21 protein-coding genes are annotated in these 22,848 nt (G+C 72.2%); 11 read left to right on the forward strand and 10 right to left on the reverse strand.

The window, feature by feature from the left end:
• Positions 1-969, forward strand: a complete 969-nt coding sequence (rlmB, locus tag J1M64_RS07425) for a 23S rRNA (guanosine(2251)-2'-O)-methyltransferase RlmB (protein ID WP_069390413.1) — start codon at positions 1-3, stop codon at positions 967-969.
• Between the two features lie 314 nt (positions 970-1,283).
• Here the strand turns inward: rlmB and J1M64_RS07430 are convergent, their stop codons facing one another.
• The 5 genes from J1M64_RS07430 to otsB all read right to left on the reverse strand — a co-directional run bounded on the left by J1M64_RS07430 (position 1,284) and on the right by otsB (position 5,934).
• Positions 1,284-2,297 (reverse strand): aminoglycoside phosphotransferase family protein, encoded by a 1,014-nt coding sequence (locus J1M64_RS07430; protein ID WP_206473792.1) that lies wholly within the window; start codon positions 2,295-2,297, stop codon positions 1,284-1,286.
• Positions 2,294-3,142 carry a metal ABC transporter permease gene (locus tag J1M64_RS07435; protein WP_206473793.1) on the reverse strand — a complete coding sequence of 283 codons (849 nt, stop codon included), beginning with the start codon at positions 3,140-3,142 and terminating at the stop codon, positions 2,294-2,296. Before J1M64_RS07435 ends, J1M64_RS07430 begins: the two co-directional genes overlap by 4 nt.
• Positions 3,142-4,044, reverse strand: a complete 903-nt coding sequence (locus tag J1M64_RS07440; RefSeq protein ID WP_067711651.1) for a metal ABC transporter ATP-binding protein — start codon at positions 4,042-4,044, stop codon at positions 3,142-3,144. The genes J1M64_RS07435 and J1M64_RS07440 overlap by 1 nt, the downstream gene beginning before the upstream one ends.
• The gene (locus tag J1M64_RS07445; protein ID WP_206473794.1) at positions 4,034-5,092 is read right to left on the reverse strand and encodes a metal ABC transporter solute-binding protein, Zn/Mn family; all 1,059 of its coding nucleotides are present in this window, start codon (positions 5,090-5,092) and stop codon (positions 4,034-4,036) included. The genes J1M64_RS07440 and J1M64_RS07445 overlap by 11 nt, the downstream gene beginning before the upstream one ends.
• An 83-nt stretch (positions 5,093-5,175) precedes the next feature.
• Positions 5,176-5,934 carry a trehalose-phosphatase gene (gene otsB, locus J1M64_RS07450; protein WP_206473795.1) on the reverse strand — a complete coding sequence of 253 codons (759 nt, stop codon included), beginning with the start codon at positions 5,932-5,934 and terminating at the stop codon, positions 5,176-5,178.
• A gap of 229 nt (positions 5,935-6,163) precedes the next feature.
• On the opposite strand from otsB, the gene ehuB reads away from it, so the two are divergent.
• The 6 genes from ehuB (at position 6,164) to J1M64_RS07480 (ending at position 11,455) form a co-directional block, all read left to right on the forward strand.
• Positions 6,164-7,015 carry an ectoine/hydroxyectoine ABC transporter substrate-binding protein EhuB gene (gene ehuB / locus J1M64_RS07455; protein WP_205475706.1) on the forward strand — a complete coding sequence of 284 codons (852 nt, stop codon included), beginning with the start codon at positions 6,164-6,166 and terminating at the stop codon, positions 7,013-7,015.
• A 29-nt stretch (positions 7,016-7,044) separates the two neighbouring features.
• Entirely contained in the window at positions 7,045-7,776 is a 732-nt protein-coding gene (ehuC, locus tag J1M64_RS07460) for an ectoine/hydroxyectoine ABC transporter permease subunit EhuC (protein WP_067711660.1), read from the forward strand.
• Positions 7,773-8,417, forward strand: a complete 645-nt coding sequence (gene ehuD, locus J1M64_RS07465) for an ectoine/hydroxyectoine ABC transporter permease subunit EhuD (protein ID WP_182633759.1) — start codon at positions 7,773-7,775, stop codon at positions 8,415-8,417. The genes ehuC and ehuD overlap by 4 nt, the downstream gene beginning before the upstream one ends.
• A 49-nt stretch (positions 8,418-8,466) precedes the next feature.
• Positions 8,467-9,228: an ectoine/hydroxyectoine ABC transporter ATP-binding protein EhuA gene (ehuA, locus tag J1M64_RS07470; protein ID WP_067711666.1), complete on the forward strand. Its 762-nt coding sequence runs from the start codon at positions 8,467-8,469 to the stop codon at positions 9,226-9,228.
• A gap of 86 nt (positions 9,229-9,314) precedes the next feature.
• Complete coding sequence (locus tag J1M64_RS07475) at positions 9,315-10,790, forward strand: amidase (RefSeq protein WP_206473796.1); 1,476 nt, start codon at positions 9,315-9,317, stop codon at positions 10,788-10,790.
• Positions 10,787-11,455, forward strand: a complete 669-nt coding sequence (locus J1M64_RS07480) for a GntR family transcriptional regulator (protein WP_206473797.1) — start codon at positions 10,787-10,789, stop codon at positions 11,453-11,455. Before J1M64_RS07475 ends, J1M64_RS07480 begins: the two co-directional genes overlap by 4 nt.
• 29 nt (positions 11,456-11,484) lie before the next feature.
• Here J1M64_RS07480 and J1M64_RS07485 read toward each other — a convergent pair whose 3' ends face one another.
• Entirely contained in the window at positions 11,485-12,099 is a 615-nt protein-coding gene (locus J1M64_RS07485; protein WP_206473798.1) for a response regulator transcription factor, read from the reverse strand.
• 97 nt (positions 12,100-12,196) lie between these two features.
• Between J1M64_RS07485 and J1M64_RS07490 the strand changes: the two genes are divergently transcribed.
• Positions 12,197-12,469, forward strand: a complete 273-nt coding sequence (locus tag J1M64_RS07490) for a WhiB family transcriptional regulator (protein WP_167507195.1) — start codon at positions 12,197-12,199, stop codon at positions 12,467-12,469.
• 48 nt (positions 12,470-12,517) lie between these two features.
• Here J1M64_RS07490 and J1M64_RS07495 read toward each other — a convergent pair whose 3' ends face one another.
• The 3 genes from J1M64_RS07495 to J1M64_RS07505 are packed head-to-tail and all read right to left on the reverse strand — an operon-like array spanning position 12,518 to position 18,311.
• Positions 12,518-13,981 carry an NAD-dependent succinate-semialdehyde dehydrogenase gene (locus tag J1M64_RS07495; RefSeq protein ID WP_206473799.1) on the reverse strand — a complete coding sequence of 488 codons (1,464 nt, stop codon included), beginning with the start codon at positions 13,979-13,981 and terminating at the stop codon, positions 12,518-12,520.
• The gene (locus tag J1M64_RS07500; RefSeq protein WP_307872393.1) at positions 13,978-17,025 is read right to left on the reverse strand and encodes an FAD-binding and (Fe-S)-binding domain-containing protein; all 3,048 of its coding nucleotides are present in this window, start codon (positions 17,023-17,025) and stop codon (positions 13,978-13,980) included. Before J1M64_RS07500 ends, J1M64_RS07495 begins: the two co-directional genes overlap by 4 nt.
• A complete protein-coding gene (locus tag J1M64_RS07505) occupies positions 17,022-18,311 on the reverse strand; it encodes an aspartate aminotransferase family protein (RefSeq protein WP_206473801.1) in 1,290 nt (429 codons plus the stop codon). The genes J1M64_RS07500 and J1M64_RS07505 overlap by 4 nt, the downstream gene beginning before the upstream one ends.
• A gap of 87 nt (positions 18,312-18,398) precedes the next feature.
• Between J1M64_RS07505 and J1M64_RS07510 the strand changes: the two genes are divergently transcribed.
• Both J1M64_RS07510 and thpD read left to right on the forward strand, forming a co-directional pair.
• A complete protein-coding gene (locus J1M64_RS07510; RefSeq protein ID WP_206473802.1) occupies positions 18,399-19,403 on the forward strand; it encodes a D-2-hydroxyacid dehydrogenase in 1,005 nt (334 codons plus the stop codon).
• 111 nt (positions 19,404-19,514) lie between these two features.
• Positions 19,515-20,378, forward strand: coding sequence for an ectoine hydroxylase (gene thpD, locus J1M64_RS07515; protein WP_206473803.1), 864 nt, complete (start codon positions 19,515-19,517; stop codon positions 20,376-20,378).
• 56 nt (positions 20,379-20,434) lie between these two features.
• On the opposite strand, the gene J1M64_RS07520 is transcribed toward thpD, so the two are convergent.
• Complete coding sequence (locus J1M64_RS07520; RefSeq protein WP_067711690.1) at positions 20,435-21,346, reverse strand: LysR family transcriptional regulator; 912 nt, start codon at positions 21,344-21,346, stop codon at positions 20,435-20,437.
• Between the two features lie 153 nt (positions 21,347-21,499).
• Between J1M64_RS07520 and J1M64_RS07525 the strand changes: the two genes are divergently transcribed.
• Entirely contained in the window at positions 21,500-22,738 is a 1,239-nt protein-coding gene (locus tag J1M64_RS07525; RefSeq protein ID WP_206473855.1) for a Glu/Leu/Phe/Val dehydrogenase, read from the forward strand.
• The last annotated feature ends 110 nt before the right edge of the window (positions 22,739-22,848 follow it).

A 22,848-nucleotide genomic window follows, 5' to 3' on the forward strand; every position in this document is an offset into this window, starting at 1 on the left:
ATGGCGGGCAATTCGAGCCGGCGCGGAGCGATCCGCAAATCCGGCACCAAGAAGGGACAGGTCGTCGGCTCCGGCGGCCAGCGCCGTCGCGGGCTCGAGGCGCGCGGCGCCACCCCCAAGGCCGAGGACCGGACCTACCACCCGGCGCACCGCAAGGCCAAGGCCGCGTCGCGCAAGTCGGACGGTGCCCAGCAGCGCCGCCAGTACGCCCAGAAGAAGGCCGACGGGCCCGAACTCGTGGTGGGCCGCAACCCGGTCGTGGAGTGCCTGCGCGCCGGAGTCCCGGCGACGGCGTTGTTCGTGGCCGTGGGGGCCGACAACGACGAGCGGCTCACCGAGGCCGTGCGGTTCGCCGCCGACAAGGGGATCTCGATCCTCGAGGTGCCCCGCCACGATCTCGACCGGATGACCTCCAACGGCATGCACCAGGGGATCGGTCTCCAGGTGCCTCCCTACGAGTACGCCGACCCGGACGACCTCATCCAGAGCGCCATGCACTCCTCGAAGCCGGCCCTGCTGGTGGCGCTCGACAACATCACCGACACGCGCAACCTCGGCGCCGTCATCCGGTCGGTCGCGGCCTTCGGTGGGCACGGCGTGCTGATCCCCGAGCGGCGCAGCGCGTCCATCACCGCGGTGGCGTGGCGCACCTCGGCCGGCGCCGCGGCCCGCCTGCCCGTGGCCAAGGCGACCAACCTCAACCGGACGCTGCTCGACTGGGCCAAGCAGGGCGCGCAGCTCGTCGGCCTGGACGCCGGGGGCGACGTCTCGTTGGACGACTACGACGGCACCGGTCCCACGGTCATCGTCGTGGGTTCCGAGGGCAAGGGCCTGTCCCGCCTCGTCCGCGAGAACTGTGACTCGATCCTGTCCATCCCGATCGCGTCCGAGGTCGAGAGCCTCAACGCCTCGGTGGCGGCGGGCGTGGTGCTCTCGGAGTTCGCGCGGCAGCGGCGCGTCAAGCGCTGACCCGCCGATGCGGGTCAGGCCCGCCCGGCCCGCCGGCCCGCCGGCCGGCCAGCGCGCTGGTCCGCGGGCCCGGCCCGCCAGCCCGCTGGTCCGCGGCATCCGCTACCGCGCCTGGCGTCTCGCACGCACGCCTGAACGTTCGCTCGTTGGCATGGCGTCTGGCCTGCCCCGATGCGCGCGCGAGACGCCATGCCGACGAGCGGCTGTGGGCTGGCCGAGCAGGCGCGTGAGCGAGACGCCAGGCGCGGGAGCGGCTGTGGATGCGGGCGCAGGTCGGGCGCAGATCGGGCGCAGGGGCCGTCCCGCGGAGGGTGTCAGGCCCGCGGCCGGCGCGGGGAGCGGCACCGGTCGAACGCCGACCGGGCGTGCTCCCAGGACTCCACCCCGTAGTACAGGTGGCCGGCGATCATGTAGAGCGCGGCGAACCGCTGGTAGGTCCACGCCCGGTCGAGGAAGGTCTCGTCGGCCCGCCCGGTGTAGTGGGCCAGCACGTCCTCGACGAAGCGCGGGCCGTATTCGTACAGCTCGGCGAAGTCGACGGCCGGGTCGCCCAGGCACATGTCGGTGAAGTCGATGAGGCCGAGCCTCCCGGGCCCACTGACCCCGCCGGCCCCGCCGGCCGCCTGACCGCGGTCCCAGTACAGGTGTCGGACGTAGACGTCGTTGTGCAGCAGCACCCGCGGTAGGAGGGTGGACTGCAGCGCCCCGACCTCGTCGCAGATCTCCCTGGCCGTGGCCATCTCGGCATCGTTGAACACCGCCGGAAGGTTGTTCTCCACGATCCCGCGGACGAAGTCCAGGTTCTCCGGCTGGTAGGAGTGGGGCACCCGGTCGATCGGGGGCGCCGAGGTGTCCTGGATGTGCAGCGCGGCCAGCAGCGCGCCGAGTTGGGCGGCGAGTGTCGTTCTCTCGGTGGCGGGCAGGCGGACGAACAGCTCCGGGGTGAGGCGCTGCCCGCGCACCAGCGGGTACCCGGCGAAGCGGCCGTGCGCGGGTACGTGAGAGTAGTGGGGGAGGGCGGCGTCGACGCGTCCCGCCAGGTGATCGAGGACCGCGATCTCGGTCGGCAGCTGCGCGAGGGCCTGGTCGTCGGCGGGGAACCGGAACACCAGGTCGCGGTGGCCGTGCCCATCCGCCCCGGAGCACCCGCGGCAGATCATCACGACGTGGTCCCAGCCCTCGTCGATCCGCTCGGCGGAGTCCCAGTTCAGGGTCGGATAGGTGGCCCGGATGGCCTCGAGTTCGGCGGCATCGTCGTGCCCTCCGGCAGCACCGTCCGGCCCGGCACCGTCTGGCCCAGCACCGTCCGCCCCGGCACCCCCGGTCATCGCCGCACCGCCGCGAGACCGCGGCACGCCAGGTAGATGACGAACGAGATCGTGGTGACGAACACCGAGACCGGCACGCCCGGCGCGAGGGAGAGCAGCATCCCCCCGACGGCCGCGATCTCGGCGAACAGGATCGTCAGCCCGATCGCCCGCAGCGGGCTGGAGGTGACGGCGGCTGCGGCGGCGGCGGGCGTGATGAGCAGGGACAGGACCAACAGTGCGCCGACGACCTGCACGGCCTGCGCGGCGGCCAGCCCCACGAGCACGGCGAAGACCATGTTGATGGCCCGCACCGGGACGCCCCGCGCCTCGGCGACCTCGGGGTCGGCCGACGAGAACACCAGTGGCCGGTACAGCACGATCAGCGCGCCCACGATGATGGCCGCGACCACCGCCATCTGCACCAGCCCGTGCTCGGACACTCCCACGATCTGCCCGGTGAGCAGGGAGAAGCTCGTCCCCGAGCGGCCGGGGTAGAGATGGATGAACAACACGGCCAGGCCGAGTCCGAACGCCATGACCACGCCGATCGAACTGTCGCGCTGGTACGCCCGGGAGCCCATCAGGCCGAACATCAGTGCAGCGATCACCGACCCCAGGACGGCGCCCAGCCCCAGGTTGAGCCCGAACAGCAGCGCGGCGGCTGCGCCGGTGAGGGCGAGCTCGCTGGCGCCGTGCACGGAGAACGACATCTGCCGCATCACGATGAACGGCCCGATCGCACCGGAGAGCAGGCCGAGCAGTGCGATCGCGGCGAGGCCGAAGAGCACGAAGTCCTGCTCCAGCAGGTACGCGGTGGTCTCGGTGTCGGCGATGGACCCGAGGATCTCGAGCAGTCGGTCCATCAGTGCGCTCCATGTCCGTGGTCGTGGCCGCCTGCGGCGTCGTCATCGTGGTGGTGGTGCCCGCTCGACCAGGGTTCTGCGACGAGGTGCTGGGTGTCGCCCACCACGACGATCTGTCCGCGCACGCGCAGGACCTCGACGGGGGAGGAGTACAGCTCGGACATGACCTCGGTGGTGAAGACCTCGTCCGGGGTGCCGATGCGGTGCCGGCCGTCGACCAGGTAGACGATCCGGTCGACCATCGGCAGCACCGGGTTGATCTCGTGGGTGACGAACACGACCGCGGTGTCGTGCTCGCGGCGTCGGTGGTCGAGTACGGAGGCGACGGTGCGTTGACCGGTGAGGTCGAGGCTGAGCAGCGGTTCGTCACAGAGCATGACGCACGGGTCGCACGCGATGGCCTGGGCGACCCGCACGCGTTGTTGCTCGCCGCCGGACATCCGGCCGAGTGGCTTGTCGGCGAGCTTTCCGGCCGCGAGCCTGGTGAGGGCGTCGTCGACGATGCGCCGCTTTCCGGCGCGCCGTGACGGCCAACCGGGGCCCCAGCGGGTGCCGTCGATCCCGAGGGACACGAGGTCGCGTCCGCGCAGGGTGATGCCGGGGTCGAAGGCGCGCTGTTGCGGTACGTAGCCGAGGTGGGTGCCGCGGTCGCCGGGGGCGCGACCGTCGACGAGGACGGTGCCGGAGTCGGGCCGGTGTTCGCCGAGCAGCACCTTGAGCAGGGTGGTCTTGCCGGCGCCGTTGGGTCCGAGGACGGCCACGAACTCGCCGGGGGCGATCGCCAGGTCGAGGTCGCGGATGAGGGTGCGGCCGCCGCGGGAGACCGTCACGCCCTGCAGCGCGACGACCGGTCCGGGGCCGGGGGCGCCGCGGGCGTGGCCCGACCCGGGTTCAGTGGCCACCGTCGCCCACCGGGGTCGCGTCGGCCAGTGCGCCGGAGAGGTCGTCGACGATCCCCGTCATCCAGCCGATGTAGTCGGCGCCCTCGGGGAGGGTCTCGGTGAGGTCGACGACGACGAGGTCGGCGTCCTCGGCCGCGTCGCGGACGCGGGCGGTCACGGAGGTCTCGGTCTGGGTGTTGAAGGCCAGGAACGCGACCCGTCGCTCGGCCAGCAGGTCGAGCATGGCGGCGAGGTCGGCGGCGGACGGGTCGGTGTCGTCCTCGACGGAGGCGAGGAACCCGCGCGGCGTCAGGTCGGTCAGGTGCGCGGCCTCGAACAGGTGCGCGCCGACCCGCTCGGTCTGGGCGTAGGGGAAGTGCCCGCGGTCGTCGATCTCGTCGAGCCGGGCCTCGAGGGGAGTCAGGGCGTCGGCGAAGGCGCGGGCGTTGTCGCGGTACTGCTCGGCGTTGCCGGAGTCGATCGCGGCGAGTTCCTCGGCCACACGCTCGGCGACGGCGGCGGCGGTGGGCGGGCTGAACCACACGTGCTCGTTGCCGGCGGCCTCGTGGGCATGGTCCGCGTGGTCGTCCTCCGCCCCGCTGCCCTCTGCAGCGTCGCCCTCCGCGTGGTCCTCCTCCGCGTGGTCCTCCTGACCGTGGTCGTGCCCGTCCACGGAGGCACCGGTGACCCGCTCGAACTCGTCGACCCCCCGTACGACGGGGACGTCCCCGGCGTTGTCCAGCGCCATGTCGACGAAGGCGTCGTAGCCGGCGCCGTTGTAGACGACCAGGTCGGCGCCCGCGACCGCGGCGGCATCGGCAGGGCTTGCCTCGTAGGAGTGCGGGTCGGCGGCCGGGTCGGAGATCACCGACTCCACCGAGGCGTTGTCGCCGGCGACCTGCTCGGCGATGTCCGCGTAGACGGTCGTCGAGGCGACCACGGTGGGCCCGTCGTCGCCCGTGCCGGCGTCGCCGTCGGTGCCGCAGGCGGTGAGCACGCCCCCGCCTAGGAGGGCGGCCGCGGCGAGGGCCAGCGCGCGGGGCGTGCGGGCGGGTGAGGAGGACGACATCACGTGGACCACTCTCGTAGTAATGGGAACCGTTGTCGTTAAGTGTAGATCCGCGACACGGCGAGTGTGTACATCCGGGGGTGTCAGCCCCGCAGATCGGCGAGGGTGTCGAGCAGCTCCACGACGGCGGGGATGTCCGCGACGCGGTGCGCGGCCGCCGTCTCGCCCTCGCCGACCTTGACGCCGACATCCTGCGGTCGCAGGCGCGCGAAGCCGCGCTCATCGGTGACGTCGTCGCCGATGAACAGCGCCACCCCCGCTCCGGTCTGCTCGACCATCGTCTCGATGGCCGCGCCCTTGCTCGCCTCCCGCACGGCGATCTCCACGACGTTCTTGCCCTCGGTGACGAACACCCCGTCGAACGCGGCGGGCCCCGCCATCGCCTCGGACTGCGCGCGGTCGCGCTCGGCGGGGTCGGCCACCGGGCGGACGTGCAGGACGGCGGCCGTCGGCTTGGACTCGACGTGCGCCCCGGGGGTGCGGGAGACGATCTCCTCGAGGGCGGACCGCACCCGGGACAGCAGCGCCACCTCGTCGTCGTCGAGGGGGGAGTCGAAACCACCCTCCCACTCCGACCCGTGGCTGCCCACCAGGACCACCGGGGCGTCGGCGCCGCTCACCTCCGCCAGGGCCGCGCGGTTTCGGCCGGACAGCAGGGCGACGGTGGTCCGGGGCAGCCCCGCCAGTCTCGCCAGGGCGTCCGCGGCACCGGGGGCGGGCACGGCCTTCGTGGGGTCGTCGACGAACGGGGCGAGCGTGCCGTCGTAGTCGCACGCCACCACGAGGGTGGGGGCGTCGGCGGCGCGGCGCAGCGCCTCGTCCAGGGTCTCGGCGGTGGTCATGGACGTCAGGATAGGCGCGCCGCCCGGACCCGGGCAGCGCGAAAGCGCCCGGCGCGTCATGTGACGCGTGTTACGTTAAGGAGACTCAAAGGCTGAAGTCGGGCGTCGGAAGGACGTACCGGTGAGCGCAGAGGATCGGGCACCGGGTGCGCCCAGTGTCCGACCGCGACCGGAAGGTGAGAAGACCATGGCACCATCAGTGCTGAGGACATCCGTACGCCGTCGTCCGATGAGCGTGATCGCCGCCGCCGCGGTGATCGGCCTGGGGCTCACGGGCTGTACATCGACGAATTCCGACGACGACTCGAGCCTGCTGGAGACCCTGCAGGACCGCGGCAGCGTGACGGTCGGCTTCGCTGGCGAGGCGCCCTACTCGTTCCAGGAGAACGGCGAGCTCACCGGCGCCACCGTCGCCCTCCACCGCGAGATCTTCGGGAATCTGGGCATCGACACCGTCGAGGGCGTGAACGCGGACTTCGGTGCCCTCATCCCCGGTCTCCAGGCCAACCGCTTCGACGTGGTGAGCGCGGGCATGTCGATCCTCCCGGAGCGCTGCGAGCAGGCCGCGTTCAGCGAGCCCGAGTTCAACTACACCACCGCCCTCATGGTCGAGGAGGGCAACCCGATGAACCTCACCGACATGCAGTCCGTCGCCGAGAGCGGTGCGCGGCTCGCGACGATGACGGGCGCGATCGAGTCCGACTACGCCTCCGAGCTGGGTATCGACAGCATGCAGGTCGCCACCCCCCAGGACGGGATGGACGCGGTCACCTCCGGGCGCGCCGACGTCTTCGCCCTGACCGGCATCTCGCTGAACTGGATGAAGAACAACAACCCCGACGCCCCCGTCGAGGTGACCGAGTCGTTCGTCGCGGAGATCAACGGCGAGCCGCAGGTCGGCGCGGGCGGTACCGTGTTCCGCACCGACGACCAGGAGCTCCTCGACGCCTACAACGAGGAACTGGCCAAGATCACCTCCGATCCGGAGAAGTACCTCTCCATCGTGGGTGAGTTCGGGTTCACCGAGGGGGAGCTCCCCGACCCCGCGCTGACGACCGCCGACCTCTGCGCCGGCGAGTGACGGTGCACGGAGTCCGGTGACGAACGACCGTGGAAAGTAACATCGAGGCCTTCCTGGAGGCGTGGCCCCGCTTCCAGGAAGGCATCGTCACCACCATCTATCTGACACTGGGCGGTGCGGCGCTGGGCTTCGCCATGGCGCTGGTCCTCGGCGTGGCGGCCGGGTCCCGCCTCATGGTGATCCGCGGGGTGTCGAGGACGATCGTCGAGTTCTTCCGGGGCACCTCGTTGCTGGTGCAGCTGTTCTGGCTGTTCTTCGTGCTGCCGCTGCTCGGCTACGAACTCGATCCGCTCTTCTGCGGAATCCTGGCGCTGGGACTCAACTACGGCGCGTACGCCGCCGAGGTGGTCCGTGGTTCGCTGGCCGCCGTCCCGACCCCGCAGAAGGAGGCCGCGGTCGCCCTCAACTTCTCGCCCTGGCATCGCATGTCCAAGGTCGTCTTCCCGCAGGCGTGGGTGCAGATGATCCCGCCGCTGAACAACCTCCTGGTCCAGCTCCTCAAGGGGAGTGCCCTGGCCAGCTTCATCCTGCTGCAGGACCTGACCTTCCACATCGGGGAGCTGCGCCGCGTGACCGGCGACACGGTGTTCGCCTTCGGCGTCGGGCTGATCCTCTACTTCGTCATCGCGTACGTCCTCACCCTGTTCATGAATCTCCTTGAGGTCCGGGCGAAGTCCCGACTGGGGGCGGGGCCGTCGCTCCGTGAGGTGCTCAGCTTGCGACCCGAACGGGTCAACGAGGCAGTGGGGGTGGGCCGATGAGCGTCGACTGGAGCTGGGAACGCGCCATCGAGAGCATCCCGATCCTGCTGGAGGGGTTCCGGATCACGCTGCTGGCCACCGTCGTCGGCTTCCTCATCGCCGCGGTGCTGGGACTGCTCGTCGCGATGGTGCGTCGCGCCGCGCCCGCCGTGATCACCGTGCCCCTGCGCCTGGTCACCGAGTTCATCCGCCTGACCCCGCTCGTCGTCCAACTGTTGTTCGCGTACTTCCTGCTCCCGCAGTTCACCGCGCTGCAGATCGGCATCGCCGTGATCGGCGTGCACTACGCGACCTACATGGCGGAGGTGTACCGCGCGGGCATCGACGCGGTCCCGACCGGGCAGTGGGAGGCCGCCCGGGCGCTGTCACTCCCCGCGGGGCGCACGTGGCGTGCCGTCGTCCTGCCCCAGGCGATCCGCAACACGGTCCCGGCGCTCGGCAACTACGCGATCTCCCTGTTCAAGGACACCCCGTTCCTGTTCGCGATCACGGTGGTGGAGATGGTGACCGCCGCGCAGCAGTACGGCGCCCGCAACTTCCAGTACCTCGAGCCCATCACCCTCGCCGGGGTGATCTTCCTGCTCGCGAGCTACCCGACCTCGATCCTCATCCGGAGACTGGAGAAGTCCCTTGTCTACTGACCCCAGCACGCCGACGCGGCCGAGCACGCCGACAGGCGGCGAGTCGCCGATGGTGGTGTTCGAGAAGGTGGTCAAGCAGTTCGGCGACCACGTGGTCCTGGACCACCTCGACTTCACCGTGCAGCGGGGCGAGCGGGTCGCGCTGATCGGCCCCAGCGGGTCGGGCAAGACGACGATCCTGCGCCTGCTGATGACCCTCGAGGAGGCGAACGACGGCGTGATCTGGGTGGAGGGCGAACCCCTGACCCACCAGTTCAAGGGCGACAAGCTGGTCAAGGCCTCCCAGAAGCACCTGCGCGCCGTCCGCTCGAAGATCGGGATGGTGTTCCAGCAGTTCAACCTGTTCCCCAACATGACGGTGCTCGAGAACATCACCGAGGCGCAGATCCACGTCCTGGGGCGGTCCAAGGGGGAGGCGGTGGAGCGGGCACGTGAGCTCCTCGACACCGTCGGTCTCGCGGACAAGGAGAACGCCCACCCGACCACGCTGTCGGGCGGGCAGCAGCAGCGCGTCGCCATCGCCCGGGCACTGGCGATGGATCCCGACATCCTGCTCCTCGACGAGGTCACCTCGGCTCTCGATCCCGAGCTGGTCGCCGACGTGCTCGGGGTGCTGCGGATGATCGCCGAGTCCACCGACATCACGATGCTCATCGTGACCCACGAGATGGGGTTCGCCCGCGACGTGGCCGACCGCGTGCTGGTGTTCGATCAGGGCAAGATCGTGGAGGAGGGCACCCCCGAGGCCATCTTCACCGCTCCCAAGCAGGACCGGACACGCACGTTCCTCAAGGCCGTCCTCGAACGGTGACCCGCCCCGTGGGGCGGGACGCTTGACCGTCACCCCATCGCCTGTAGGATTGTCGACAATCAGACGGTTCCACGGAAGGCGCGCCGATGACCCTGTCGCACACGGCCCTCGAACTGGCCGACGGCTACCGCCGGGGCGAACTCTCCCCGGTTGATGCCGCCGAGGAGGTGCTCGCGGCGATCGATCGGGTCGACGGCGAGATCAACGCCTTCTGTCACGTCGACCGTGACACGACGCTGACGGCCGCGCGGTCGTCCGAGGAGCGGTACCGCCGGGGTGAACCGCTCAGCCCGCTCGACGGCGTCCCCACCACGATCAAGGACATCTTCTACACGCGTGGCGTCCCGACGCTCCGGGGTTCCCGGCTCCTGGCGGACAAGCCCGGTGCGTCCGATCCCGCCTCGTGGCCCGACGACGCCCCCGTCACCTCGGCGGTCGACGAGGCCGGGTGCGTGGTGATCGGCAAGACCACCACGCCGGAGTTCGCGTGGAAGGGGGTCACGGACAACACGCTCACCGGGATCACCCGTAATCCGCACGACCCGGGCCTCACCCCGGGCGGATCCAGCGGCGGGGCGGCGGCCGCGGTCGCCGCCGGGCTCGGCCAGCTCGCGCTGGGCACCGACGGTGGCGGGTCGGTGCGCATCCCCGCCGCGTTCTGCGGGATCGTGGCGCTCAAGCCCACCTACGGCGTGATTCCCATGTTCCCGTCAAGCCCGTTCGGGACGCTCGCGCACGCCGGGCCGATGACCCGCACGGTCGCCGACACGGCCGCGTTCATGGACACCCTGCTGCGTCCGGATCCCCGCGACTGGTCGGCGGCGCCGGCGCGCGCGACGACCCCCGGCCCGGGCGGGTACCTCGCCGCGGCCGTCGACGGCTCACGCGGGGACCTCCCACTCGAGGGACTGCGCGTCGCGTACAGCCCCGACCTCGGCTTCGGTACCACCGACCCGGAGGTCGAGCGGGAGGTCGGACGCGCGGTCGCCGTGCTGGAATCGTTGGGGGCGCGGGTCGAGACGGTCGACCCCGGGATCACCGATCCGGTCGACGCGTTCCACGTCCTGTGGTTCGCCGGTCTCGCCGCGGTCCTCGCACCCCACGGGCCGGGCGCCGTCGACCACGTCGACCCGTCGATGCGCGAGGCGCTGGGGCGGTACCACGACTACTCCGCCGCCGACTATCTCGACGCCGTGGCGGTGCGGATGGCCCTGGGCGCGCGGATGGCAGACTTCCACCGGGCCCACGACATCCTCATCACGCCCACCACGCCGATCGCCGCCTTCGCCGCGGGATCGGACGTGCCGCCGGGCTGGCACAGTCCCGACTGGACATCGTGGACGCCGTACACCTATCCGTTCAACATGACCCAGCAGCCGGCGCTGAGCGTCCCCTGCGGGACGACCGACGCGGGCCTCCCGGTGGGGCTGCAGGTGGTGGGGGCGCGGTTCGAGGACCGACTGGTGGTCCGGGTCGGTGCCGCACTCGAGGCCGCGCTCGGTCAGGTCGTGCCCACCCCGCGGGTCCACGCGGCGGGGCGTCCGGGGGACGGTCGGCCGTGATCGACTCGACCGCGGGACTGGAACCCGTCGTCCAGGAGTCGACGCCGTCCCTCATCGCACGCGCTCTCCGGAGGGGCATCGCGGACGGCTCCCTGGCCCCCGGGACGCAGCTCGGCGAGGCCGCTCTCGCACGCTCGCTCGGCGTGAGTCGCGGCCCGCTGCGCGAGGCGATGCAGCGGCTCACCCAGGAGGGGCTGCTCGTCTCGCACCGCAATCGCGGACTGTTCGTCGCCGACCTGACGCCCGACGCCGTCGAGGACATGTACCTGCTGCGGACGACCATCGAGACCGGCGCTCTGGAGCGGGTGCTCGATCTGGGCCTGGGGGAGGCCACGGCCGACGCCCTCGACGCGGCCGTCGACGCGATGGCGGCGCTGGCCGACGAACCCCGGTCCGCGGCCATGGTGGCGGCGGATCTGGACTTCCACCACGCGCTGGTGGAGGCCGCGCGGAGCCCGCGGTTGTCGCGGGTGCACGAGACCGTGGTGGTGGAGACGAGCATGTGCCTCCACGCGATGCGCAGCACCTATACCGACGCCGCGTCCAGGCTCGCGGAGCACCGGGCGATCGCGGACGCGGTGCGCTCCGGTGACCGGCTCCGGGCCCGGTCGTTGCTCGTCGACCACATGCGGGACGGGCTGGCCAGGGTCAGCGAGGGCACGTAGCTCAGGGGAGGGCGGTCAGGGCACGGCGGTCAGTGGCTCGACCCGAGGCCGTTGCGCAGTGCCCACGCCACGGCCTGCGGCCGGGTCGTCACCCCGATCTTGCGATACGCGTCCCGGATGTAGGACTTCACGGTGTTGATCGACAGGTAGCAGGCCGCGGTGATCTCCTCGTTCGACCGGCCCTGGGTGATCAGCGCGAGCATCTCCGCCTCCCGAGGGGTCAGTCCGACACCACCGGTGGGCCACGGCGCGGCCGGCCCGGAGTCCTCCCGGTCGATCACCGTGACCCGCTCACCGGCAGCGATGCGTTCGATACCGCTGACCAGCTCGTCCCCGATCAGGGACTTGGCGAGAAAACCCCGGGCCCCGGCCGCCAGCGCCTCGTCGACGGCCCGCGGATCGGTGATGAACGAGTAGACCGCCACCGCGCCGATCTGCGGGTCACGGGCCATTTCGGCGCACCGCTGCTGCCACCCGGGGCCGGAGCCGAAGGTGTCGAACAACGCGACGTCGACCGGCGTGGCCACGTCGGTCGCGTGATGGGTCGGCACCACCTGTACCCGGTCGGCATACGGGCCCAACAGGGCTTCCACGCCGGCGACGACCAGCGAGTAGTCGTTGACCACCGAGACCCGGACCTTCATGAAGGAACATTAGCAGTTGTGACCCATCCCACCCCTGGGGGTGTGCCGAATCCCCCCGGGACATCGGAAGCTGGACCGGACGGCGAGGGGAACCATGATGCAGACCGCGATGACCAGACTCGACGATCGGTGGGCGTGGGCCGACTCCGGGATGTGCCGCGAGATCCCGGACCTGTTCTACAACTCGGAGGACGAGGCCAAGTCGACGCGGCGCCGCAAGGAGGCCGCCGCCAAGAAGCTCTGCGGGCAGTGTCCCGTCATCGACGCGTGCCGTCAGCACGCGATGGCCCAGCGTGAGTTGTACGGCGTCTGGGGCGGGATGACCGAGGCCGAGCGTCACCGCCGGGCCGGCCGCGTCCGCACCGGCTAGGGGAGCAGGAGGGTCGGCCCGGCGCGGGTCGGCTCAGTGTGAATCGGCTCAGCGCACGGGGATCGCGACCAGCTTGGTCTCGACGAACTCCTCGATCCCGCTGAGCCCGCCCTCGCGCCCCAGCCCGGACTGCTTGATGCCGCCGAACGGGGCGGCCGGGTTGGACACCACGCCGACGTTGATGCCGACCATGCCGGCCTGGAGTCGCTCGGACATGGTCATGGCGCGGTCGAGGTTCTCGGTCATGACGTAGGAGACCAGTCCGAACTCGGTGTCATTGGCGAGCTCCACCGCCTCGTCGTCGGTGTCGAACGGTACGAGGGCGGCGACGGGGCCGAAGATCTCGGTCGACATCAGCTCGGCGTCCGGGGTGACACCGGTGAGCACGGTGGGCGGGTAGAAGTAGCCGGGTCCGTCGAGGCGCGAGCCGCCGGTCAGCACCTCGGCCCCGCGCTCGACGGCGTCGTCGACCAGGTCCACGACCTTGGTGACGGCCTTCTCCTCGACCAGCGGGCCCACGTCGGTGCCGTCGGTCGTGCCGTCGCCCACGGTCAGGGCGGACATCTTCTCGGTCAGGCGCCGACCGAACTCGTCCAGCACCGAGCGGTGCACGAGGATCCGGTTGGCGGACGTGCAGGCCTCGCCCATGTTGCGCATCTTGGCGGCCATCGCCGCGGCGACGGCGGTGTCCATGTCCGCGTCCTCGCAGACCACGAACGGCGCGTTGCCGCCGAGCTCCATGGAGGTGCGCAGCACCCCGCGCGCGCACTGCTCGAGGAGCATGCGGCCGACGGGCGTGGATCCGGTGAAGGACAGCTTGCGGGCGATGCCGGAGTCGATCCACGGCTCCACCACGCCCCCGGCGTCGGTCGTGCACACCACGTTGAGGACGCCGTCGGGCAGCCCCGCCTCGCGCAGGAGGTCCACCACGTAGAGCGAGGTCAGCGGCGTGAGGTTTGCGGGCTTGAAGACCATGGTGCAGCCGGCGGCGATGGCGGGTCCGATCTTGCGGGTGGCCATGGCCAGGGGGAAGTTCCACGGGGTGATGAGGATGCACGGTCCGACGGGCTCGTGGGTGACCATGAGCCGGGTCTTGCCGTCGGGGGAGCGGCGGGCGTCGCCGCGGATGCGGCAGGCCTCCTCGGAGAACCAGCGGAAGAACTCGGCCCCGTAGGTGACCTCGCCCCGCGCCTCGGCGAGCGGCTTGCCCATCTCGGTGGTCATGAGCAGCGCCACCTCGTCGGCGCGGTCGACGAGCAGCTCGTAGGCCCGGCGCAGGATCTCGGCCCGCTCGCGGGCGGGGACGTCCGCCCACTCCGGTTGGGTGCGGCCGGCGGCCTCGATCGCGGCGGCGGCATCACTGGCCCCGCCGTCGGCGATGGTCGCGATCGCCTCACCGGTCGCGGGGTTGATCACGTCGAACGTCGCGCCGGAGGCGGCGTCGCGCCAGGCCCCGTCGACGTGGATGCCGGTCCCGAGGGCACTGATGATGTCGGCTGCGGAGCGGGTCATGTGGGCCTCCTGGTGGGTGCGGGGCGGGGGTCGGGACGGGGGTCGGGGTCGAGCAGTTCGAACAGGTGGCGGCCGGTGCGGCCGGGTCCCGTGGTGGGGTCGCCGGCGCCGAGGTGGTCGACCTGGGTGGCGCACGAGAACCCGTCGGTGAGGACGGGGGCGTCGGTGTCGGCACGCAGGGCGGGGGCGAGTGCGAGTTCGCCGACGGCCGCGGTGACGGTCTCGTGGCCGGCGGTGAAGCCGAAGTCGCCGGCGACGCCGCAGCAGCCGGTCGCCTCGCGGACCGAGCCCACGCCGAGGGCGGTGAGCGTGGCGCGTTGGATGCGGTTGCCGAAGGTCGCGTACTCGTGACAGTGGGTCTGGACGGTGACGCGGTCCGGGGGCGCGTCGCCGGGCCACGCGGGGGCGCGGCCCTCGGCGGCGAGCCGGCCGAGGTGGTCGGCGGAGGACCGGACACGGGCGGCCACGCGGCGGGCGGCGGCAGCGTGGGGGGTGTCGGCGAGCAGGCGGGGAAGGTCCTCGCGCAGGGTGGCGGCGCAGGAGGGTTCGACGACGACGACGGGGATCTCCTCCCCGCCCGGCCCGCGGATCGCGTCGAGGTGGCGCGCGGTCGAGGTCATAGTGCGGCGTGCGGCGTCGAGTCGGCCGGTGGTGACGTGGGTCAACCCGCAGCACTGGTCGGCCGTGCAGGCGACGGACGTGTGCGTGCCGCCCAGCACGCGGGCGGCGGCGCCGGCGACCGCGGGGCGCAGTCCGCGGGTGAACGAGTCGAGGAACAGCACGACCTCTGCGGAGGTGCGCCCCGGTGCCGGTTCGCGGACGGTCCACACGCTCTCCGGTACCCGGGCGAGCTCGTCGCGCAGCTGCCGGGCGGACGCGAAGCGGGGCAGGGTGCGCTCGGTGTTCAGACCCCCGATCCGCGCCGCGGCGCGGCCGGCGCGGGTTCCCAGCAGGGCGTTGATCGGCCCGGCCGCGCGGACGGTCCCGCGGAGCCACAGCGGGAGCAGGCCCAGGGAGTAGTGGGCCGTCGGTCGCACTCGACGCGTGTAGCGACGGTGCAGGGCCTCGGACTTGAAGGTGGCCATGTCGACGCCGGTCGGGCAGTCCGAGGAGCACGCCTTGCACGCGAGGCACAGTTCGAGCGACTCCTCGACCGCCGGGTCGTCGATCGGCAGGGTGCCGCGGACCACCTCCTGCAGGACGCGGGCCCGACCGCGGGTGGAGTCCTTCTCGTCCCCGGTGGCCCGGAAGGACGGGCACATCACACCGCCGGAGGTGGTGCGACAGCGGCCCACGCCGATGCAGGCCTGGACCGGGTGGGCGCCGTCCGGCGAGGTGAGCAGGCCCAGGTCGCGTCGGCCCACCCCGGCCAGGGCCAGATCGGCGTCGAGGGGCCGGGTGGCGGTCAGGCCGCCCGGGGCGAGGATCCCCGCCGGGTCCCAGACCCCGGCGAAGCGGGCGAAGGCGTCCAGCATCTCGGGCGAGTACATCACCGGCAGCAGTTCGGAGCGGGCACGGCCGTCGCCGTGCTCCCCGGACAGCGACCCGCCGTGCCGCACGACGAGGTGGGCGGCGTCGGTGCAGAACGCGCGCATGACGGCCCGGCCCGCGTCCGAGCGCAGGTCGAAGCTGATGCGGATGTGCATACAGCCCGCCCCGAAGTGCCCGTACATGACGCCCGTGAGCTCGTGCCGGGCAAGCAGGTCGCGGAAGTCGGCGAGGTAGTCGGCGAGCCGCTCGGGGGCGACGGCGGAGTCCTCCCAGCCGGGCCAGGACTCGATGGTCGCGCCCGTCGCCGGATCGGTCAGTCTCGAGCTCAGCCCGGCGCCGTCCTCACGCACGCGCCACAGGTCCGCGCGGGCCACGGGATCGGTCACGACGAGGACCTCGAGAGCGTGGCCGTCCCGCGTCAGCTCGTCGGCCAGTTCGGCCACCCGGGCGTCGAGCCCACGACCGCCGGCGCCGGCCTCGTCGTCGTCACCCCCGTCGTCGTCGCCCCCGTCGTCGTCACTCCCGTCGTCATCGAGTTCCACGAACAGCCACGCGTGGCCGCGCGGCAGCTCGGCGACCGAGTCGGCGCCGCGGCGCTGCCGCATCGTCGCGACGATCACCTCGTCGATACCCTCTACGGCTGTGGGGCGGTGTCGCAGGATGGCTGGCACGTCCCGCGCAGCGTCCACCACGTCGGCGTACCCCACGACCGCCAGCCCGGTGCGCGCGGAACGGGGGACGGCCCGCACGGTCGCGGCGGTGACGATCGCGCACGTGCCCTCGGAGCCCACGAGGGACCGCGCCACGTCGAAGCCCTCCTCGGGCAGCAGGTGACGCAGGTGGTAGCCGGACACCTGGCGGGGGAGGCGGCCGAGTTCGGTGCGGATGGCGGCCAGGTGGTCGGCGGTCAGGTCCTGCAACCGTGTGGTGAGGTGCTCGGCGCGGGCGGCGGCGGGCGCGTCGGCCGGATCGGTGGCCTCGACGCCGCTGCGGGTGGCGGTGAGGCGCAGTCCGTCGGCGGTGACGATCCGCAGCGCCTCGACGTGGTCGGCGGTCCGGCCGTGGCGCACGGAGTGGTTGCCGCACGCGTCGTTGCCGATCGCGCCGCCCAGGCAGGCGCGGGACTGGCTCGAGGGGTCCGGGGCGAAGGTCAGGCGGTCGCCCGTGGCGGCGTGGACGGCCGCGCGCAGGGCCGTGAGCACGGTGCCGGCCTCGGCGGCGACGGTCCCCGCCGCCTCGTCCACCTCGAGGACCCGGTTCATGTGCCGGGACAGGTCCAGGACCAGGCCGGTGCCGATCGCGTTCCCGGCCATCGACGTGCCGCCGCCACGGGCGGTCGCGGGAACCCCTAGCCGGTGACACACGGCCAGGGCGGCGGCGACCTCGCTCTCCGACCGCGGGAACAGCACGGCGGCGGGCACGACCCGGTAGTTCGAGGCGTCGTAGGAGTACTCGGCGATCCGGCGGGGGTCCGACTCGGGCGCCAGACCCGCGTCCACGAGCGCGCCGACGAGCGCCCGCCCGGGGGCGTCCGGTGCGACGTGGGAGGTCACGCCGCCCCGTCGCACACCCGGTGCACGGCGCGGGTGAAGCGCTCGACACCGGCGTCCACCTCGTCGGCGGTCACCACCAGCGCGGGGATGAGGCGCACCACGGACCCGGTCGGGCCGCAGGTGAGGGTGAGCAGGTCCTCGTCGATGCACGCCTGCTGTACCGCTCCGGCCAGGCGGGCGGCCTCGCGTGCCCCGGCGCTGCCGGCGGGTGCGCGGGCGTCGCCGAACTCGACGCCCAGCATGAGCCCGGTCCCGCGGATGTCGCAGATCTCGCCCACGTCGCCGAGGGTACGCCGGAGCCCGTCGAGAAGCTGGGTCCCGCGAGCGGCGGCGTTGTCCACCAGGCCTTCGCGCTCGACCACGCTGAGGGTGGCGACCCCGGCCGCCGCGGCGACCGCGTTTCCGCCGTAGGTCCCGCCCTGGGATCCGGGCCAGGCCTTGGCCATGAGGGCGGAGGGTGCGGCGATCGCGGAGATGGGGAAGCCCGACGCGATGCCCTTGGCGGTGATGATGATGTCCGGCACGAGACCGTCGGTGTGCTGGTGCCCCCAGAACCGGCCGGTGCGCCCGATGCCGGCCTGGACCTCGTCGAGCACCAGCAGCGCGCCGATCCGGTCGGCGCGCTCGCGGAGCCCCTGCAGGTAGCGCGGGGGAGTGGCCATGTACCCGCCGTCGCCCAGCACGGGTTCGATGAGGAAGGCCGCGATCTCGCGGGCGTCGACCCGGGTGGCCATGAGGTAGTCGAGCTCGGCCAGCGCGAAGTCGATCGCGTCGTTCTCCGTCCACCCGTGGCGCAGGGCGTGCGGGAACGGGGTCATCACCACGCCGCCCATGAGCGGGGAGAACCCGGCGGAGAAGCGGGTACCGGCGGTGGTGAGGCTGGCGGCGGCGACGGTGCGGCCGTGGAAGCCGCCCTGGACGGTGACGATGTTGGGCCGGCCGGTGGCCATGCGGGACAGCCGGACCGCGGCCTCGACCGCCTCGGATCCGGAGTTGGCGTAGAAGACCGAGTCGATCCCCTCGGGCAGGTGCTCGCCCAGCTTCTCGGTGAGCTCCAACAGCGGCTGGTGCATGACGGTCGTGTACTGCGCGTGGATGATCTTCCCGCACTGCTCGCGAGCCGCGGCGACCACGTCGGGGTGGCAGTGGCCGGTGCTGGTCACGCCGATGCCGGTCGTGAAGTCCAGGTAGTCGCGGCCGTCGGTGCCGTGGATCCACGAGCCGAGGGCGTGGTCCACCACGACGGGCGTGGCCTGCTTGAGATGGGGCGACAGGTGCGCGGTCATGGGTGCCAGTGTGTGGCGCGCCACGGTCGATTGTCAACAATCCGACGATCCTGGTTCGCGTGAGGGTCGGCGCGTTACGGTGGGGCCATGACGCAGCCGCACCGCGACCCGGGCAACCATGACCCGGGCACCCGGCCGACCGTCGTCGTCCTCACCGCGGACGGCGTCGAGCCCCCCACCACCCTCGCGCTGATCCGCGAGCTCGCCGACGTGCGCGAGTGCACGGCCGACACCCTCGCGCAGGCTCTGCCCGGGGCCGAGATCCTGCTGGTGTGGGACATCTTCTCCGACGCCCTGGCCTCCGCCTGGCACACCGCCGACGCGCTGCGGTGGGTCCACGTGGCCGCCGCCGGGGTGGACAAGCTCCTCTTCGACGAGCTGCGCGACTCCGACGTGCTGGTCACCAACGCCCGCGGGGTCTTCGACGGGCCGATCGCCGAGTACGTCCTGGCCTGCGTCCTGGCCCACGACAAACGGCTCCACGAGACCGAGGCGCTGCAGCGCGCGGGTCAGTGGCGCCACCGCGAGACCACCCGAGTGGCCGGCCGGCGCGCCCTGGTGGTGGGCACCGGCGGCATCGGACGGGCCACCGCGCGGCTACTGCGGGCGGTCGGGCTCGACGTCAGCGGGGCCGGACGTCGACCGCGCGACGACGACGAGGACTTCGGCCGCGTCCTGGATTCCGCGCACCTGTCCGAGCATCTCGGCGACGTGGACCATCTCGTCATGGTGGCGCCGCTGACCGACGCCACACGGGGGCTGCTCGGCCCCGCGGAACTGGCCGCCCTGCCCGACGGCGCTCACGTGGTGAACGTCGGTCGCGGAGAGCTGGTCGATCAGGAGGCCCTCACGCGCGAGATCGGGACGGGCAGGCTCTCGGCGCACCTGGACGTCCTCGTCGTCGAACCCCTCCCCGACGGTGACGTGCTCTGGACCCTCGACGGCGCGCACATCAGTCCCCACATGTCCGGCGACGTCGTGGGGTGGCGGGACACACTGTCCGGGCAGTTCCTCGACCACCTGCGCACATGGACCGGCGGCGGGACTCCCGGCCCACCGGTGGACAAAGGTCGAGGATACGTCAGCGGCTGAGCGGTTGTCCGGGGTCATCTCCCCGGATACGGTCGGCTCCGCGAGGGGTGGCACTCCTCGCTTTTCCCGAGTCAGCCGGGGTTTTCAGGCTGAGGAGAGAAAGGAGTCGTAATGACCATTGCCATAGATGACTACCAGTCCCGCGTGAGCGGGCGACCGGAGATCGTCGAGCGCCGTGACCCCGTCCTGTGGGGACGCAGCGAGGATCCCGAGGTCCTCCAGTTCGGCGAGCGCGGCTACATCCAGCGTGAGGGCGCACTCGACCGGCAGCGGATCGACGCCTGCCTGGCCGAGATCGACCGCATCGGATCGGATCCGCGGATGGCCGGCGACCCCCGGATCATCCGCGAGGCCGGCAGCGAGGCCGTCCGTTCGATCTTCGACGTCCACGACCTGAGTGAGGTCGTGTGGGAGGCGGTCGAGCGATCCGGCGCGATCGACCTGGCCCGGCAGATCCTCGGCTCGGACGTCTACGTCCACCAGAGCCGGCTCAACTACAAGCCCGGATTCGCCGGCGGCGCCTTCTACTGGCACTCGGACTTCGAGACCTGGCACGCCGAGGACGGTATGCCCCGGCCGCGTGCGTGCAGCGCCTCCCTGGCGCTCACACCCAACGAGACCTACAACGGGCCCCTGATGATCATGCCGGGCACGCACAAGTACTACGTGCAGTGCGCGGGGGAGACTCCGGAGAACTACTACAAGGAATCGCTCGTCTCGACGTCGCCGAAGATCGGCGTCCCGTCCGAGGAGCACATCTCCGAGATGTACGAGCGCCACGGTCTCGACGTGCACACGGGCGGGGCGGGATCGATGACGATGTTCGACTGCAACGCCCTGCACGCCTCGGGCGGCAACATCACGCCGCTGCCCCGGGCGAACGTGTTCATCGTGTTCAACAGTGTGGAGAACGAGTTGACCGAGCCGTTCGCGGGCACCCCGCCGCGGCCGGACTTCCTCGCGCGCCGGCCCTGAGCCGGACACCGGTGCCGGGCCCCGCGGGTGCGGGACCCGGCATCGGTGCGCCGGAGTCAGGCGGGGTCCAGGCCGACCTCGCGCGCGCCGTCGGTGAACGCCTCGACGAACGCCTGCAGTGGTCGCCGCCGGGCGTCCCGACGGCGATAGGTGATCGACACCGTCCTGGTGAGCTCGTCGGTCAGGGGAATCACCTCCACGTCCGCGCCGAAGGTGCTCAGCCCGAGGTCGGAGGCCAGGGTGACCCCGAGGCCCGCGGCGACCAGGGACAGCGCCGTGGACTGCTCGCCCGCCTCGTGCCGCACGTCGGGTTCGAACCCCGCCTCGCGACAGGCGATCCGCACCGCGCGACCGAAGTGCGACCGCGGGTGCGCGACGACCCACGGCGCCCCGGAGAGGTCGGCCAGCGACAGTCGGGTCGAGTCCACGAAGCCGCGGGGGACGACCGCGTGCAGAGACTCCCTCGCGATGGGCACCCGCACCAGGTCGGTCACGTCCGCCATCACGTAGCTGGAGTAGTCCAGCACGAACGACAGATCGAGCGAGCCGTCCCGGACCGCGCCGGTGGTGTCCTCCGGGGCGAGCTCCCGGGTCCGCACCACGATGCCCGGGTGGTCGCGCGCCAGGATCCGCATCCCGGCGGGCAGCAGCGTGACGGCCACCGACGCCCACACCCCGGCGGTGAGGTTCGTGCCGACGCCCGCACGGGCCGATTCCATGGCGTGACCGGCGTCCTCCACGGCGGACAGGATCGTCCGCGCGTGCCCGGCCAGTATGAGCCCCGCCTCGGTCAGCGCGAGCCCGCGACCCCGCTTCTCGAACAGCGGGGTCCCCGCCTCCCGCTCGAGCAACGAGAGTTGCTGCGACACGGCCGAGACGGTGTACCCCAGCGCGGCCGCGACCGCGGTGACGGTGCTGCGGCGCTCCAACTCGGCGAGCAGCCGTAGCCGGTGCAGTGACGGCTCCATTCCCCGAGCGTAGGAGCGCGCGGCCGCATCGTGCAGGAAAAGTGAACGGTCAGGTCCACGAAGTCTCGCTGGACCCCCGGGACGAATGCTCGCATGCTGGGGACATCCCCGCCGGACCCGCCGGCGGACGAGGTCGCCGAGGAGGCGAGCACCATGACGTCCATCGAGATCCCGGACACCACCGGTCATACCGGGTCAGCCCCCCAGACCGTGCCCGCCGCTCCGGAGAGCGCGAGCCGATCGAGCCGTGAGCCCTACCTGCGACTGCACTGGGAGGACGACGAGACCGGGGCGCGGGGTTACCTCGTGGTCGACACCCTCGTCGGCGGTCTGGCCACCGGCGGGACCCGCATGCGCGCCGGGTGCACTCTCCGCGAGGTCGAGGACCTGGCCCGCGGAATGACCCGCAAGACGGCGGCGTTCGACCTGCCCATCGGCGGGGCCAAGGGCGGCATCGACTTCGACCCCAAGGACCCCCGCGCCATCGACGTGCTCGGCCGGTTCTGCGAGGCCATGCGGCCGTTCCTCGACCGACACTGGGTCACCGCCGAGGATCTGGGCGTCCCGCAGCACCTGATCGACGAGGTGTTCGCCCGACTGGGGATGCGGCAGTCCTATCACGCGGCGATCGAGCGGTCGGCCGATCCCGCCGCCACCGCCGACCGGATCTTCCGCGGGCTGAACGCCGAGGTTCCGGGCGGGCTGCTCGGCGATGTGATCGGTGGCTACGGGGTCGCGCAGGCGTGCCTCGCGGCGGCGTACGTCCGGGGCTGGGACATCGAGCGCACCTCGGTGGCCGTCCAGGGCGTGGGCACGATGGGGGGCGGCGCCGCGTGGTACCTCCACGAGGCCGGCATGCGCGTCGTCGCACTGGCCGACGCCGCCGGCACCCTCTACGACCCGGCGGGACTCGACGTCCCGGCGCTGCTGGCGACCCGCGACCGCTTCGGGGAGATCGACCGCTCGGCCGTCCCCGCCCGGGTGCAGCGGCTGGACCGCGACCGGATCCTCGGCATGGACGTGGACGTGCTCGTGCCCGCCGCCGTCTCGTACGCCATCACCGCGGACAACTGCACCGAGGTCACCGCACCGATCGTGGTCGAGGCGGCCAACGCCGCCACCACGGCCGACGCGGAACTCGACCTCACGGCCCGCGGGATCGCGGTGCTGCCGGACTTCGTCGCCAACGCCGGGGCCGTCGCCTGGGCGTGGTGGTTGATCCTCGGGGAGGTCGACGACCAGCCGGAGAGTTCGTTCCTCCGCCTGGGCCGCGAGATGACCGCCAAGGTCGCCGACCTGCTCACCGGCTGGGATCCGAGCCGGGGCCCGCTGCGGTGGATCGCCGACGTCTCCGGGCCGGTCCGGACGGTGCCGCCGGTCGTCGTGCCCTGACCGCCCCCTACGCAACCGCCCGGGCCCGTCGCCCCTCGACATGGCGTCTCGCGTGCCCCGATGGGCAGGCGAGACGCCATCTTCGGGAGCGGCGGCCGTCTTGGCGGTCA

This window comes from Dietzia sp. KRD202 (assembly GCF_017168155.1).
Classification (GTDB): Bacteria; Actinomycetota; Actinomycetes; order Mycobacteriales; family Mycobacteriaceae; genus Dietzia; species Dietzia kunjamensis.

Bases quoted from the DNA above. Each gene is read 5' to 3' on its own strand.
- rlmB (WP_069390413.1), top strand. From the start codon at position 1: ATGGCGGGCAATTCGAGCCGGCGCGGAGCGATCCGCAAATCCGGCACC.
- J1M64_RS07430 (WP_206473792.1), bottom strand. From the start codon at position 2,297: ATGACCGGGGGTGCCGGGGCGGACGGTGCTGGGCCAGACGGTGCCGGG.
- J1M64_RS07435 (WP_206473793.1), bottom strand. From the start codon at position 3,142: ATGGACCGACTGCTCGAGATCCTCGGGTCCATCGCCGACACCGAGACC.
- J1M64_RS07445 (WP_206473794.1), bottom strand. From the start codon at position 5,092: ATGTCGTCCTCCTCACCCGCCCGCACGCCCCGCGCGCTGGCCCTCGCC.
- otsB (WP_206473795.1), bottom strand. From the start codon at position 5,934: ATGACCACCGCCGAGACCCTGGACGAGGCGCTGCGCCGCGCCGCCGAC.
- ehuB (WP_205475706.1), top strand. From the start codon at position 6,164: ATGAGCGTGATCGCCGCCGCCGCGGTGATCGGCCTGGGGCTCACGGGC.
- ehuD (WP_182633759.1), top strand. From the start codon at position 7,773: ATGAGCGTCGACTGGAGCTGGGAACGCGCCATCGAGAGCATCCCGATC.
- ehuA (WP_067711666.1), top strand. From the start codon at position 8,467: ATGGTGGTGTTCGAGAAGGTGGTCAAGCAGTTCGGCGACCACGTGGTC.
- J1M64_RS07475 (WP_206473796.1), top strand. From the start codon at position 9,315: ATGACCCTGTCGCACACGGCCCTCGAACTGGCCGACGGCTACCGCCGG.
- J1M64_RS07485 (WP_206473798.1), bottom strand. From the start codon at position 12,099: ATGAAGGTCCGGGTCTCGGTGGTCAACGACTACTCGCTGGTCGTCGCC.
- J1M64_RS07490 (WP_167507195.1), top strand. From the start codon at position 12,197: ATGCAGACCGCGATGACCAGACTCGACGATCGGTGGGCGTGGGCCGAC.
- J1M64_RS07495 (WP_206473799.1), bottom strand. From the start codon at position 13,981: ATGACCCGCTCCGCAGCCGACATCATCAGTGCCCTCGGGACCGGCATC.
- J1M64_RS07505 (WP_206473801.1), bottom strand. From the start codon at position 18,311: ATGACCGCGCACCTGTCGCCCCATCTCAAGCAGGCCACGCCCGTCGTG.
- J1M64_RS07510 (WP_206473802.1), top strand. From the start codon at position 18,399: ATGACGCAGCCGCACCGCGACCCGGGCAACCATGACCCGGGCACCCGG.
- thpD (WP_206473803.1), top strand. From the start codon at position 19,515: ATGACCATTGCCATAGATGACTACCAGTCCCGCGTGAGCGGGCGACCG.
- J1M64_RS07520 (WP_067711690.1), bottom strand. From the start codon at position 21,346: ATGGAGCCGTCACTGCACCGGCTACGGCTGCTCGCCGAGTTGGAGCGC.
- J1M64_RS07525 (WP_206473855.1), top strand. From the start codon at position 21,500: ATGACGTCCATCGAGATCCCGGACACCACCGGTCATACCGGGTCAGCC.